Origin of the sequence: Paenibacillus sp. FSL H8-0079 (assembly GCF_037991315.1) — a bacterium.
Classification (GTDB): Bacteria; Bacillota; Bacilli; order Paenibacillales; family Paenibacillaceae; genus Paenibacillus.
The window spans coordinates 5,379,850-5,394,549 of record NZ_CP150300.1 but is presented as its reverse complement, the minus strand read 5'-3'; the positions used below and the strand labels follow the sequence as shown (position 1 = coordinate 5,394,549).

General features: G+C 49.4%; 7 protein-coding genes. 6 read left to right on the top strand and 1 reads right to left on the bottom strand.

Annotated features, from left to right (window positions below; all coding sequences use genetic code 11):
• From MHI06_RS24090 to dnaI, 6 genes are all read left to right on the top strand, one after another.
• A complete protein-coding gene (locus tag MHI06_RS24090; protein WP_340402179.1) occupies positions 1-2,355 on the top strand; it encodes a glycoside hydrolase family 3 N-terminal domain-containing protein in 2,355 nt (784 codons plus the stop codon).
• 4 nt (positions 2,356-2,359) lie between these two features.
• Complete coding sequence (locus MHI06_RS24085; RefSeq protein ID WP_340399349.1) at positions 2,360-5,584, top strand: alpha-mannosidase; 3,225 nt, start codon at positions 2,360-2,362, stop codon at positions 5,582-5,584.
• Between the two features lie 255 nt (positions 5,585-5,839).
• Positions 5,840-7,159, top strand: coding sequence for a glycoside hydrolase family 125 protein (locus MHI06_RS24080; RefSeq protein WP_340399348.1), 1,320 nt, complete (start codon positions 5,840-5,842; stop codon positions 7,157-7,159).
• On the top strand, positions 7,156-10,335 hold the full coding sequence (locus MHI06_RS24075; RefSeq protein ID WP_340399347.1) for a beta-galactosidase: 3,180 nt from the start codon (positions 7,156-7,158) through the stop codon (positions 10,333-10,335). Before MHI06_RS24080 ends, MHI06_RS24075 begins: the two co-directional genes overlap by 4 nt.
• A complete protein-coding gene (locus tag MHI06_RS24070; RefSeq protein WP_340399346.1) occupies positions 10,332-13,115 on the top strand; it encodes an alpha-mannosidase in 2,784 nt (927 codons plus the stop codon). Before MHI06_RS24075 ends, MHI06_RS24070 begins: the two co-directional genes overlap by 4 nt.
• Before the next feature lie 263 nt (positions 13,116-13,378).
• Positions 13,379-14,329 (top strand): primosomal protein DnaI, encoded by a 951-nt coding sequence (gene dnaI / locus MHI06_RS24065; RefSeq protein ID WP_036605787.1) that lies wholly within the window; start codon positions 13,379-13,381, stop codon positions 14,327-14,329.
• Positions 14,330-14,478: 149 nt separating this feature from the next.
• Here the strand turns inward: dnaI and MHI06_RS24060 are convergent, their stop codons facing one another.
• Positions 14,479-14,634: a YqzM family protein gene (locus MHI06_RS24060; protein ID WP_139331949.1), complete on the bottom strand. Its 156-nt coding sequence runs from the start codon at positions 14,632-14,634 to the stop codon at positions 14,479-14,481.
• Between the last annotated feature and the right edge of the window lie 66 nt (positions 14,635-14,700).

Here is a 14,700-nt window from a genome sequence, read left to right as displayed (position 1 = left end):
ATGACTTACAAGGACAAGAGCAAATCCGTAGAGGAACGGGCACAACACCTGCTTAGCCTGATGACTACGGAAGAAAAGGTAGGCCAACTTACGCAGCCATTTGGCTGGCAAACATATACGAATGATCAAGGGAACATCACGTTAAATGAATCCTTTAAACAGCAAGTGGAAAATGGGGGCATCGGCTCCCTCTATGGTGCACTTCGGGCAGACCCCTGGACTGGCGTTACGCTGGAAAATGGACTATCCGCCAGAGAAGGCGCTGAGGCGGTCAATCTGATTCAACGTTATGCAATAGAACATTCCAGACTGGGGATTCCCATTCTGATCGGGGAAGAGTGCTCGCATGGTCATATGGCTATTGACGGAACGGTCTATCCTGTCCCTCTTTTACTGGGGAGCACCTGGAATGTGGATCTGTATCGGGAGATGTGCCGGGCAGTAGCACGGGAGACACGTGCTCAAGGTGGTGTGGTCACCTATTCTCCGGTACTGGATGTTGTGCGTGATCCGCGCTGGGGACGTACGGAGGAATGTTTCGGTGAAGATCCGTTTCTCATTGGAGAGCTGGCAGTTGCTTCCGTAGAAGGGCTTCAGGGTGAAAGTCTTGACCGTGGAGATACAGTAGCGGCAACACTGAAACATTTTGTTGGTTATGGCAGCTCGGAAGGTGGACGTAATGCAGGGCCTGTACATATGGGCTGGCGCGAGTTGCTGGAAGTGGATCTCTATCCATTCCGCAAAGCGGTGGAAGCGGGCGCTGCGTCGATCATGCCAGCATATAACGAAATTGATGGCACGCCTTGCACCGTGAATACGGAATTGCTGGAAGATGTTTTGCGTAAGGATTGGGGCTTTGACGGTCTGGTCATTACGGATTGTGGTGCGATCAACATGCTGGCAAGTGGGCATGATGTCGCGGCAGATGGAATGGAAGCTTCCGTACAGGCGATTGAGGCAGGCATCGATATGGAAATGTCCGGTGAGATGTTTGGGCAATATCTGGTGCAGGCGGTGGCAGAAGGCAAGCTTGATATGCAGGTTCTGGATCAGGCTGCCTCTCGCGTGCTGGCGTTGAAGTTCAGACTGGGCTTATTCGAACAGCCTTATGTGGATGCCGATCGGGCAGCAGAAGTAATTGGAAGTGAAGCGCATATTCAACTGGCACGCCAGTTGGCTGCGGAAGGGGTTGTACTTCTCAAAAATGAGGCTGACACGTTACCTCTCTCGTTAGCAAATGTGGGCCGGATTGCCGTGATCGGCCCAAATGCGGATCAGGCCTACAATCAACTGGGCGATTACACATCTCCGCAACCGAAGTCGAAAGTGGCGACGGTACTGGATGGGATTCGCAGTAAGCTGGCTAATCATGTGGATGGGCAAACGGAGAAGAGTTCTGTTGGTGCTTTGACTGGTGACAGCAGTACAGATCAGGTTCTTTATGCACCAGGCTGCCGGATTAAAGGTGATTCAAAAGAAGGATTCGAGCGTGCCCTTGAAGTTGCCAGCCAGGCAGATACAGTCATTATGGTGGTTGGTGGTTCCAGTGCGCGTGACTTTGGAGAAGGAACGATCGATCTGAAGACGGGTGCTTCCAATGTGTCCGATAACTCATGGAATGATATGGAGTGCGGCGAAGGGATCGACCGGATGACGTTGGGGCTTGCCGGAGTACAGCTGGAACTCATTCAGGAGGTTCACAAGCTCGGCAAGAAGCTTGTCGTTGTCTACATCAATGGTCGTCCCATCACTGAACCTTGGGTAGATGAACATGCCGATGCGATTCTGGAGGCGTGGTATCCGGGTCAAGAGGGCGGGCATGCCATCGCAGATATTATATTCGGTGATGTGAATCCGTCAGGCAAATTGACGATCTCCATTCCGAAGCATGTCGGTCAGTTACCAATCTACTACAACGGCAAACGTTCCCGAGGCAAGCGTTACCTCGAAGAGGATTTGGAGCCACGTTATGCATTTGGATACGGACTTAGCTATACCACATATGAGTATAGTGAACCGAAGTTGAGTGCTGCATCCATGACAGCTGATGATTCAGTTACGGTAAAGGTGAATGTGACCAACATCGGCCGTTATGCAGGTGCAGAAGTTGTACAGATGTACATCTCTGACGTGGTCAGCTCACTGACTCGTCCCGCCAAGGAACTGAAGGGGTTTGCAAAAGTGAACCTGGAGCCAGGAGAGACACAGACCGTGGAATTCCACATCGGGGCCGAGCAGCTGCAGTATATTGGTCGTGATTTGAAGCCTGTCGTTGAACCGGGAAAATTCCATATTCATATCGGCAGCAGCGTAAACGATACGCAAATAGCCGAACTGACCGTAAGGGAGGCGTAAGACGTTGGAACGTATCAGACGATTTATTCGCGAGTTGTCCGAACATCAGTGGCTGGAGCAATTACAGCTGCGCAGCTGGGACATTACCCGCGCTTATTATAATGTGCCAGGACAGTATGAGGATCAGGGTGAGTACCCGGAAGGGCAAGATTTTGAGCGTTTTCCGAGCAAACAGGGAACGACTTATTTTTTTAGAACACGTTTGGAGATTCCTGCTACATGGCAGCAAACACCTTATGGGCTTGTATTTGAGACAGGCGGAGAAGGTTTGCTGCGGGTAAATGGACACTCTTATCAGGGTCTAGACCGCAATCATACCTACGTCACGCTTGATCCATCCAAAGTGGGAAACGCTCCGGAACTTGAGATTGAGATGTTTGACCCGGTACCTGAACCTGTAGACCCGTTGAATCAACAGGCGGTTATTCAGCCGCCAATCACATCAATTACGAGCTTGCTGGTGAGACCCAATGAAGCGGTTCGTAGTCTGATGTATACCGTCATTATTGTGCGTGATTCGGCTGTGTTGCTACCGGAAAGTGACTTTCGGCGGGTTCGCCTGTTAGAACTGGTGTATCGTGCGATGGATCAATTTGTAGGCATGTCAGCAGAAGAGATTGAGCAGGGAGAGGGTATTCGCCAGATTGAGAATAATCTGAAGCATCATGTGCGTGAGATTGGCGGAAACGCAGAAGGTCTGGAGCATATGGTGGGACAATCCCATATCGATATTGCCTGGCTGTGGCCTGTACGTGAGACGGTACGCAAAACGAGCCGTACCTTCTCCACCGTGGATGCACTTATGAATGAATATCCCGACTATGTCTATTCCCAGAGCCAACCCTTGTTATATGCGTTTCTGAAGGAGCATGATCCCGAGCTATATGCACGGGTGAAGCAGCGGATTTCAGAAGGTCGCTGGGAGCTGGTTGGCGGCATGTGGGTTGAGCCGGATCTGAACATCCCGAGCGGGGAGTCCCTCATTCGCCAGATGTTATACGGTCAGCGTTTCTATATGGAGGAGTTTGGCAAGACATCACAAATTGAATGGCTGCCGGATACGTTCGGGTACTGTGCCTCCCTGCCGCAGATTTTGAAGCATGGCAATGTGGAGTATTTCATGACGACAAAGCTCGGATGGAATGACACAAATGTGTTTCCATACGATCTCTTCCACTGGGTGGGCATTGATGGAACACCCATTCTGTCTTACCTCAATCATGGTGTTAACGAGCACACGCTGCCGAAGGACATTCATGATCATTGGCAGTCCTATCGTGAGAAAGCAGCGCATCCAGAGCATATGCTTCTGTACGGACATGGAGATGGCGGCGGCGGGGTAACACGCGAGATGCTGGAGTATGTGGATCGCGCAGACCTGATGGTTGGACAGCCTGCAAGTCGTTATAGCACAGCTGGAGCTTTCTTTGCCGGAATTGAGAAGGAACAGCCTGTACTTCCGAAGTGGCATGGAGATCTGTATCTGGAGTTACATCGGGGAACCTACACGACACATGCGCGCAATAAGCGCAACAACCGGAAAGCAGAGGTTCTGTATCGAGAAGCTGAGCTGTGGAACACACTCGCTCTGCCAGATATGGAGGCAGATGCAGAAGCTGAAGTGCGTTCGAATCTGCATGAAGGCTGGAAGCTGATTTTGCTGAATCAATTCCACGATATTATACCGGGATCGGCTATTACGGAATCCTACGTGACTTCGAATGAGGAATATATACAGGTATTTGAATTGGGTAGAACCGGACTGGAGCAAGGTGTAGCAACACTGACAACGGGCATCAACACGCAAGGGCCAGAAGGTTCAGTGGCCTATGTTGTATTCAACAGCCTGGGCTGGAAACGGAGTGCAGTCGTTCAACTTCCTGTGCAGGATGGCTTGGATCGCTACGGCATCGATGAAAAAGGTCAGCGCTTGCGGATGGATCGGGAGGATGGCAGCATGTCTATTCTCGTGACAGACATTCCGGCGTTTGGATATAAGACCATTTGGCTAGTACCAGAAAACACCAGGGAAACGAATATACGGGAAATGACGAACCTTGCCGCACAACCAACCTTTAATAATACATGGGATACCGCTCTTTATCATGTACAGTTCAACGAGCGCGGGGAGATCACCCGCCTGTGGGATAAGACTGCTGAGCGTGAGATGCTGAAGCCGGGTGAACGTGGCAATCAACTTCACTTCTTCCATGATCGCCCAACGCTCTGGGATGCATGGGATATCGACAGTCGTTATGAAGAACAGATTGCTGGCGAAGTGGAACTGTTGGAGAAAAAGCTGGTGCTGGCGGGTACAACGAAGGATATCCTGCGTTTCCATTGGAAGCTACATCAATCGGAAATCACACAAGATATCGTCTTTTATCATGATTCACGACGTATCGACTTCCAGACACAGGTGAACTGGAACGAAAATCACAAACTTCTGAAAGTTGGTTTCCCGATTGATGTGGTGACCTCCAAGGCAACATTTGAAATTCCATTTGGCGCACTGGAACGCCCAACACATCGCAACACAAGCTGGGAACAAGCGCAGTATGAAGTCTGTGGACATCGCTTTGCAGATGTATCCGAATATGGATACGGTGTAAGCCTGCTCAATGATTGCAAATACGGGTACGACGTGCAGGGAAGTACCATTCGTTTGTCCCTGTTGCGTGCACCCAAATGGCCTGATCGTACAGCCGATCTGGGAGAACATGAATTCACGTATTCACTATACCCACACGACGGCGACTGGAGAACTGCACACACCGTACGTCAGGCTACCGAGCTGAATCATGAGGTGACGGTACAGCAGGTGAAACAAGTGCAACAGACGCAGCAGGTACAACAAGAGCAGCAGATGGAGCAGGTACAGCAGAGGGAAGAAGTACAGCAAAGCACAGGGACTGAGGTAACTCCAACCGCAGATGCAACTGCTAATGCCGCCCCTGTACGCCCAGCAACAGGCTCCTGGATTAACTTTAATAGTAACCATGTCATTCTAGATACCGTCAAATTGGCAGAGGATGGACAAGGCACCGTGCTGCGTTTCTATGAATCGTCAGGAAAACGCGAAAAAATCACATTGCAATGGCCACATGCCTTTGAACAGGCGTATCACTCCAACGCACTGGAAGAACCGATCAAACCACTGGCCCATACCAATGGCCAGATCACATTATCTTTTAAACCTTACGAAATACAAACCGTGCTACTGCGGTAAACCTTTTTGAAATATTTTTGAGCTATACATGTTCAACTAAACATTTACACGATAACGGAGAGGACAGAAAGAATTCGAAGAAGCGAAGCGTTCGCCTTTATCCCCGGATTTTCCCCTTTAGAAAAGGGAATTAAAAAAATCTGGGGATAACAGCGATCGGAGGATATTTCTGACCGCGCAGTGGTCCCGTGTAAATTTTTTGTTTCATCCTGTATAGCTACACCATTCAATTTGTTTAAGGAGTTGCACTCATCCATGGAACAGTTTAGATTACCCAAAATACCCATGCCACCTGTTGCTTTGCCACAATCCATTCAGGCCGTGCTCGAAGAAGCAGAACAGAAACTGGCTCACCGACCAAAACTGCTGCAATTATTCAAAAACTGCTTCCCCAACACCATTGAAACAACAACCAAGTTGATGGAGGACGGCACCACTTTTGTCATCACAGGAGATATTCCGGCTTCTTGGCTGCGTGATTCTGTGGAGCAGGTGGTACACTACATTCCGTTTGCAAAAGAAGACAAGGACCTGCAGCGCATTATTGGCGGGCTGATCAAACGTCATATCCAGTATGTTCACATCGATCCATATGCCAATGCCTTCAATGAGACTGCTAACGACTGGCATTGGAACACCACGGACGAAACCGAGATGTCACCTTGGGTGTGGGAACGCAAATTCGAGATCGATTCATTATGTTTTGTTGTACGCCTGGTCTATTTATATTGGAAGGAAACCGAGCTGACCGACATTTTTGATTCAAGCTTCAAAGCAGCGATGCGTAAAATTGTGGACCTGTTCAAAGTCGAACAGCATCACATGGAACAATCTCCATATCGCTTCACTCGTAATAACGGTATCCCAACAGATTCCCTGCGCAATCACGGAAAAGGTATGCCAGTCAACTACACGGGGATGATCTGGTCCGGTTTCCGTTCCAGTGATGATGCGTGTGATTTCCACTACAATATCCCTGGTAACATGTTCGCGGTTGTCGCTCTGCGCCAGATGCAGGAGTTTGCCGAGTGGGTGTTCCGGGATATGGAACTTTTGCAGGAATTGAAGGATCTGGAGCAGGACGTGGATCACGGCATTCAGTTGTATGGTATTTATCGTCATCCGGAATTTGGACCGATCTATGCGTACGAGACGGACGGTTATGGCAACCACTGTCTCATGGACGATGCGGGTACACCGGGACTCATGTCCATCCCATATCTGGGTTACGTCACAGCGGATGATCCGATCTACCAGAATACGCGCCGTTTTGCCCTGAGCAAAGAGAACCCGTTCTATTATGAAGGCAAGGTTGCCAAAGGGATTGGAAGTCCGCACACCCCACCAGATTACATCTGGCATATGGGATTGTCCATGCAAGGACTGACTGCGCAGTCTGCCGAGGAGAAACTGGAGATTATTCGCATGCTCGAAGCGACAGATGCAGATACGGGTTATATGCATGAAGGCTTCCACGCCGATGATCCAACGATTTTTACACGAAAATGGTTTGCATGGTCCAACAGCCTGTTCTCCCAGTTGGTCTACAGATCGATGAAGGATGGCCTGTTATGAGTATCCAACCTAATGATAAAAAGCTGATTATCTTCGCTGATCCTGCGTTTCCGATGGAAGGTGCTTCTCCAACTCATGAGGCTCTGAATACATGGAAAGCAGTTGAAGAGATCACCGTTGTAAACGCCGAAGAACTCGCAGAGGCTTTGAAGACCACAGCAGGTGAAGGATGTCTGGTCAATCTGCATGCACCCTATTTTCCCAAGTTCGCCTGGACGGAGATTGCCGCTTACTTGCATAAGGGCGGAAGCCTGATCAGTGTGGGGGGCGCACCCTTCAAACGTCCGGTTCGATATGAAAATGGGGCATGGGTTGTAGAGTCCGAGCAGACCGCGTATCATCAGGAACTCTATATTCATGAGGCACTGAACGTATCTTCTGCCAATGTGCAATCGTACACTTCATCCGAACAGATCCCGCTTCTCACTGGGAAAGAGGGGCTGTTCGAGAAGGCAGATACATGGAATTTGGTTCCACATACAACCAAAACAAGTGATCTGCCCCACCAGATGGGGTCATCAGGACCGATGAGTACGCAGATTTATCCATTGCTTCGTGGCATGAGTAAAGACGGGCGCAGTGTCGCCGCTCCGGTCGTTCTGTGGGAAAACTCGCGCGGGACTTTCGTAGGTTCACGCTGGATGTTTGTACATCTGCCGCTGACCACCTCATTCTGGACGCAGGATGGCGCTGCCGAGATTGTGAAATGGGCGCAATTCTGTGCGCAAGGTGTAACTGAGTTATCCCTCAAAACGAATTATGCTTCGTATGAGCCAGATGAGCGGGCTATACTCACACTTCAAGGCCAGATTTTACAGCGAGCAGGGAACAGACTTACCGAGTCCGAGCTGTGGGCATTCGACATAACAGTCGAGCATGAAGATCGCACAAGTGGCACGACGGAGAAGGTATGGAGCCATCGACTGGAGATGGAACTTTCCGGTGAGCAGCGTTTCGAACGTATACTTCTCCCGGTTTCCATTGAAAGTGGGCTGTATCGGATCGTATGCCGCGCACAGGCACCAGACGGGCAAGTTCGAATCTTGCGTCAAGGCTTCTGGGGGCAGGATGCTGCACTGCTGGCAGAAGGGGAAGTGATTACCCGCAGCAGGGATTATTTTGTAAAAGACGGACGCCCTCTCCCTGTTGTGGGCATGACCTACATGACCTCCGATGTGGCACGGAAATTTCTGTTTCTGCCGAATGCGGATGTTTGGGATCGAGACATGGCCCAGATGGCAAAAGCCGGCATCAACTGGATTCGGACAGGAATCTGGACCGCCTATCGCAACATGATGCAGGTGGACGGACATATGGCAGAGGATGTGCTTCGTGCCATTGATGCATTTATTTTAACGGCGAAACGCCACGGCTTACAGGTCACGTTCACTTTCTTCTCCTTTACACCAGAGACATGGGAAGGCACGAATCCGTATTTGGACCCGCAGAGTGTCGAAGCACAGAAACGTTTCATCCGCAGCATCGTCAGTCGTCACACGCATACAACACATGTGGACTGGGATCTGATTAACGAGCCATCTATGTTTGATCCGGTGCGAATCTTCTCAGCTGGCCCACGTTCCGCAAGGGATTTGTATGAACAGCAGGCTTTTGTTAATTGGCTTCAGCAGCGTCATGAGACTATTGAGGCGTTGCAGGAGGCATGGAACATGTCACCGAAGCAGCTCCCCAATTTTGCAGCCGCGGTGATCCCGGAGGCGGAAGAGATTAACTTTGATGTACAGGACATGCACAAGGCCAAAAAAGGAACACACTGGCTTGATTACTGTCTTTTCTCCATGGAGATGCACAATGTTTGGGCAAGAGAGCTTGTAGGTACGATCAAGGATCTGGTACCGGATCATCTGGTCACCGTGGGACAGGACGAAGCCCTTGGTGCACAGCGTCCTTCTCCGTTCTTCTATGAACGTGAAGTGGATTATACAACCGTGCATTCCTGGTGGTTAAACGATGATCTGATCTGGGACGGCATTTTCACCAAAACCCCACATAAGCCAAATCTCATTCAGGAGACGGGCATCATGTATGTGGAAACCCCGGATGGACGAGCTAAGCGAACGGAGGAAGAGCTTCGTGGCATTCTCGAACGCAAGTACGCCTATGCTTTCTCGACAGGCGGCGCAGGGGCGGTGCAATGGATATGGAATACCAACTTCTATATGGATAATGCCAATGAGTCTCATATCGGAGCCCTGCGTGCAGATGGTACGGAGAAGCCAGAGGCAGATGTATCTTATGATTTTGGCCGATTCATGCATGGCATTCGAGATCTCTTTGAAGACCGTGAGCTCGAGGATATTGCAGTGGTGTTCCCGTATTCCAATGACTTCTCCAACCGTGCCCTGGCCTATGATGCCACAACGAAGCTTACTCGGGTGATGTCCTATGATCTGAAACTGCCGTTCCGTGCGTTATCCGAATATCATCTGGAAGCGTTGGAGCAGCAGCCGCCGAAGCTGATTATCGTACCGAGTCCGCACAATATGGACAGCGATGCACTACAACAATTGCTCACGTTTGCGGAGAAGGAAGGTACAAGTCTGCTCATCACTGGACCACTGGGACTAGACGCATACTGGAAAACAAGTGACCGGGCCGATCATATCGTAGGCAAACGCAGTCTGGGTAACGTGCAGCGGGAGGAATTGCTGAATATTAACGGAGTGAATCATCGAGTGACCTATGGACGGCGTCGTATCGCCGAGGTGGCGAAGGAAACTTTACTTCACAGGGATAATGGTACACCAGATGAAGTAACCGTATTGCCTTTGGGTAAAGGAAAATTAATCTGGACCCCACTGCCGCTCGAGTTAAACGGACGCGATGAACCACTTGCTGAATTATATCGTTACGCTACTGAGATTGCTGGCATCGAACAGGAGTTGGAATGGATATCTGGCGGGGATGTTGCAGGAATCTACGGGCGGAAGCTGAGTTTTCCAAAAGGGAATCTCTATGTATTCGTATCGGAGTTTGCCTTGAACCATGAGGTTCACGTGAGAGATCAACGTACAGGTGTATCGTATGCGTTCCAACTGGAGAAAAATCGTTCGGTGCTGTTTGCCACGGATGCTTCTGGAGAGCTGAATGGCGTGTATCGCCCTGATGAGGTTGAGATTATACAACAAGAGGAAAGAGGTGAGATAACACGATGACCAAGAAGAAGAGAGCACACATCATTTCACATACCCACTGGGATCGGGAATGGTATTTGCCGTATGAGAAGCATCATATGCGTCTTATTCAGCTCGTCGATTCACTGTTAGATCAGCTGGATGAAGGATCAGATTACAAAAGCTTTTATTTGGATGGACAGACGATTATTATCGATGACTATCTTCAGGTTCGCCCGGAGCAGAAGGAACGACTGGAGAAACATATCCGTAATGGCCGGATTGTGATTGGGCCATGGTACATTTTGCAGGATGCGTTTCTGACGAGTGGCGAAGCCAATGTGCGTAACATGCAGGTTGGACATAAAGACGCCAAGCGTTACGGCATCCCTTCGAAAATTGGTTACTTTCCCGATACATTTGGATTGGTCGGACAGACCCCGCAACTGATGCAGCAATCGGGCATTGATAATGTATTCTTTGGACGTGGTGTGAAGCCTACGGGCTTCAATAATACGGTATCGGATGCCGGATATGAATCAAGCTTCTCGGAGCTGATGTGGGAAGGACCAGACGGATCAAAAGTGCTCGGCGTATTGTTTGCCAACTGGTACTCCAACGGAAATGAAGTTCCTGTAGACGAGGAATCGGCCCGCAAGTTCTGGGAAACCAAGCTTGCAGATGCCGAGAAATATGCATCGACCAATGAGTTGTTGTACATGAACGGATGTGATCACCAGCCGATTCAGCGAGATCTGCCAGAAGCGATTCGCATGGCTGAACAATTACATCCCGATATCGAGTTCATTCACTCCAACTTTCCGGATTATCTGGAAGCTTTGAGAGCATCGTCTGAACATGAACTGTCCACGGTCAAAGGCGAACTGCGCAGTCAGCGTACCGATGGCTGGGGAACTCTGGTGAACACCGCCTCGGCTCGTGTGTATCTGAAACAGATGAACCAGCTGGGCCAGACTATGCTGGAAAAAGTGGCTGAACCCCTGGCATCCTACGCCTATCTGCTTGGACATGCCTATCCACATGATCAACTGACGTATGCCTGGAAAACGCTGATGCAAAATCACCCGCATGACAGCATCTGTGGATGCAGTGTGGATGAGGTGCACCGCGAGATGGTGACACGGTTTGATAAGAGCCGTCATGTAGCAGAGGCTTTAATTGAAGAGAGCACCAGCCAGATTACTACAGCTGTCGATACCTCCATATTTGAGCGTTACGGCGAGCAGGCTCGACCTGTTGTGGTGTTTAATACAACGGGGTGGGAACGTAGCGGTGTAGTTCAGATGGAACTGGACGCGGCTCGGTTGTATTTCCGGGATGGATATACATTGGAGGAAATGGCGGCACAGATGAAAGCCGTTGACCTGTCAGATCGCATACTGGTAGATGAAAATGGTAACCACATTCCATGTACGGTGGAGGATCTGGGTCTGCAATTTGGCTATGATCTGCCAGATGATCGCTTCCGTCAGCCGTATAGCTGTCGGCGCGTTCGTATTCGTTTTGAAACAGAGAATGTAGCTGCGTTGGGCTTGAAGACTTATGCTTTGGTGAACTCAGTGGATCATGCCAAGAGTGGCTCTCAACCGAAAATAAATACCTTGTTGCGTGGTGAACGTGGCATGGAGAATCAATATTTGATCCTCACGATTGCAGACAACGGTTCATTCACAATCACGGATAAACGAACAGGTCGGACTTATAAGGACCTTGGGGTGTACGAAAATGTGGGTGATATCGGTAATGAATACATGTTCAAGCAACCAGAGAACGAAGTGGCACGGACAACTGGGGCACTTCAAGCTGACATTCGGGTTCTTGAGGATACATCGTACTCTGCCTCGTTCGAAGTGATTCACCATTGGGAAATACCGGAGTCAGCGGATGAGATGCTGGATCAGGAACAACGGGAACTGATTTATTATCCACATCGCAAAGCCCAGCGTTCAACGAAAATGATTCCGCTCCAGATCCGCACGGTTGTATCGCTTAGTCGTAGTGGAAAAGGCGTGCAAATAGAAACAACCTTCAACAATCAGGCGAAGGATCACCGGGTACGTGCTCTTTTCCCAACCGATCTGGTATCTGGGGTTCATCATGTGGATTCCATGTTCGAAATCGCAACGCGTGATAACAAGCCTGCACCGGAGTGGCAAAATCCAAGCAATACACAGCATCAACAGAGTTTTGTAGATGTAAGTGAACAAAACGCAGGATTGGTCATAGCCAATCTGGGTCTGAATGAATATGAAGTGCTTCAAGATGGACGAAACACCATCGCCGTAACGCTGCTTCGTGCGGTGGGCGAACTCGGAGACTGGGGCTTGTTCCCGACACCGGAAGCACAATGCCTTGGTGAACATACATTTAAAATCGAGATCATTCCCCACGATGGCAATGGTGCAGCATCAGGTGCATATATCGAGGCCTATCAGTTCCAGGTTCCTTGGACGCTGGCACAAACCGAAGTACACACGGGTTATCTGACACCTAGCAACACACCGTTTGCATGGCAAGGGGACGGCTTAGCATTTTCTTCACTCAAAGTAAATGAAGATTCTGGTGATGTGATGCTTCGCTGGTTCAATATGACCACTGACTCTGCCACGTTGAAACTTGCCGCATCGCAAGCGAATCCACAGCCATTCGAAACGGCGTACAAGAGCAACATATTGGAGGAAGAGGGCGAAAGGCTTCATTCTCACAGCATAGAAGAGGCATCAACATTATCATTTGCCAACAACGAATGGAACATACAGACAGGTTCATGCGAGATCGTTACTGTCGGCTTGCGCCGCTGATAGAGGTTGTTCAAAAAGTCGAAAAACAGACTTTTGAACACGCACTAAAAGGTACAGGACAGCAAGTGTACTATAAACTAGGCATTACGTACGGTGGTGGAAGGGTTACGCTATTTACCAGATCTATGAGTTGAGTTATTGGTTGTTTTTCTATAGAATGAACAGTAGAATTGCAAATAATCGAAAGTTCCTATGCCATCAAGATGGTCACAGGTACACTTCATTGTTCATTCTATATTGAAACATTAAGGGGGCTTGAAGCCATGGAATCCTTGGGAGGACTGCTTCAGCAGCTGAACCCTGCCTTTCGTGAGCAATCGCGGCGGATTGCGGCGGAATTGATGGAAAATCCGTACGTACGCGAATTCCGCGCAGGTCATCCTGAACTACAAGATGCACAGCTCATGACCGATCTGAGCAAGCTGTTTCAGTACGCCAAAGACTCAAAGAACTGTGCGAATTGCCCAGGACTCGACAACTGCCCTAACGATTTTCAGGGCCACTTTTGCAAACTGGAAGTAGAACATTTTAACGGTAAACCCGAAATCATAGATATAAAAGCACCTTGTTCCAAACATATCGCCCGGCAAAATGAACATATCATTAAGCAACGAATTCGCAGTTTCTATGTGGATGAGCGTGCGCTCAGTGCCGGATACAACGATGTGGAGATTATGGGCAAGGATCGGATGCGCGCTCCGGCTGTGAATCAGGTGCTTCGGTATATTAGCGAGACCAAGGAGAACGGACTGTCTCCACAAGGACTGTTTCTGGAAGGAACATTCGGGACAGGTAAAACGTTTCTGATGTGTTATCTGCTGCATGAACTGGCGGTTGCAGGCCACACGGGTGTCATTATTTATATGCCTGACTTTGTGGAGGACCTGAAATCCATGATCAGTGAAGGGCAGAAGCTGAAGGAAATGACGGATATTCTGAAAAGCTGTGATCTGCTCATCTTTGATGATATTGGGGCAGAGAATCTGAACCCTTGGGTTCGAGATCATGTGATGGGGTCCATTCTGAACTATCGGATGAATCGCAAACCAACGTTCTATACGTCCAATTACAATCTGGATGGGCTTGAAAAACATCTTAGCTTTACCAATCGGGATGGCGAGGAAATGAATAAAGGTCAGCGTCTAATGGACCGTATTCGTCCTTTCGTGGATGTAATCTCCGTTCGGGGTGAGAATCAGCGTGGCAAGCGTTGACCCAACCGATCTAAATGAACGAAATGGTTCTGGACAAGGTTCATCTTCAAATTAACGTTAAATAAGCTTTAAAGTAGTCCCAAAAAAAGCCTGGCTTTCGCATTGTCGCGAAAACCGGGCTTTTCTGGTCCTGCGTGAGCCTGAGCATCCTATTCGGTGATGAATTTGAAGATCACCATACCGAAAAAGATCACTGTCATCAGGCCGCCCATGCCGGCAACACCCACGATCAGATCAAACAGATCGTTGCGGGGTTCCTCGTTCACATGTTCACGCGGGTCGCTGATCCGCACATTTGCGTCCATGTTATTGCCTCCTTATAGGGAATGACAGCTTGCCCGTATGGGGGCTGAAACCCGGAGTAATTTTAG